1 protein-coding gene is annotated in these 992 nt (G+C 46.6%); it reads left to right on the top strand.

Going from position 1 to position 992, the window contains the following annotated elements:
- Positions 1 to 67: 67 nt before the first annotated feature.
- Positions 68 to 904 carry a phosphate/phosphite/phosphonate ABC transporter substrate-binding protein gene (locus R8N47_RS23820; RefSeq protein ID WP_025638538.1) on the top strand — a complete coding sequence of 279 codons (837 nt, stop codon included), beginning with the start codon at positions 68 to 70 and terminating at the stop codon, positions 902 to 904.
- Positions 905 to 992 lie beyond the last annotated feature (88 nt).

Raw genomic sequence — 992 nt, 5'->3', positions numbered from 1 at the left:
CGCGTTAATTCGCAATCTTTCAAATAGCTATCTATCTTTAACGGAAGACAAACACAAGGAGGTGATTTTGTTGAATTCTCAATTGCAGAAGCTGACTTGGCTGTTTAAAAGGCGAATTTTTACGTTGCTTATGACGTTATGCATATTGTCGCCTTCCATCTTCGCTCAGCCCTCTCTTGTTTTTGGTGTGGTGCCACAACAATCGGCCACCAAATTAGTTCAACAATGGCAACCATTACTGCAACGTTGGGGCGAGCTTGCCGGGGTTGAAATCAAATTTGCTACTGCGCGTGATATTCCTACTTTTGAAGCCCGTTTAATGGCTGGAGAATATGACATCGCGTACATGAATCCTTATCACTTTACGCTGGTGAACCAAACTCCGGGTTATACGGCGTTAGCAAGAGCGAAGAACAAGCGTATTACAGGGATTATTGTGGCGAGAAAAGGGCAGTCAGTTACTCTTGATGATCTGCAAGAAGAGACGATTGCTTTTCCGGCTCCGCGCGCGTTTGCGGCTTCTATCATCACGCAATCTGAACTAGAACAGAAAGGCATCAAATTTACGCCCAAATATGTGGGCTCGCACGATTCGGTCTATTTAGGTGTTCTGAAAGGCTTGTATGTCGCTGGTGGTGGCGTGAAGCGGACCTTTGAGAGCTTGCCGAGTGAAACCAAAGAACAACTGAGCGTGATTTATACAACCGCAGGTTATACCCCTCATGCCATTGCAGTCTCGAATGAGGTAGATGAAGAGATGGCTTTGGCATTGCGAGCGGCGATCTCACAACTCAATGAGGATCCCAAAGCACAGGAGAGCTTCGCTTTACTCAATATTGATGGATTGCAATTGGCGCAAGACCAAGATTGGCAAGACGTCGTCCAATTGGGCATTTCGAGATAAGTGGGCGCTTTATGACGCTGCGTTCAAAAACGATAATCGGCATTGCACTCATCGAAGCACTCGCGCTCGGTGTACTTATCATCAGCGG

It is taken from the genome of Vibrio sp. 2132-1 (assembly GCF_033344315.1).
Note: the sequence above shows the minus strand (reverse complement) of the source record. Positions and strands in the feature narration are given on the sequence as shown.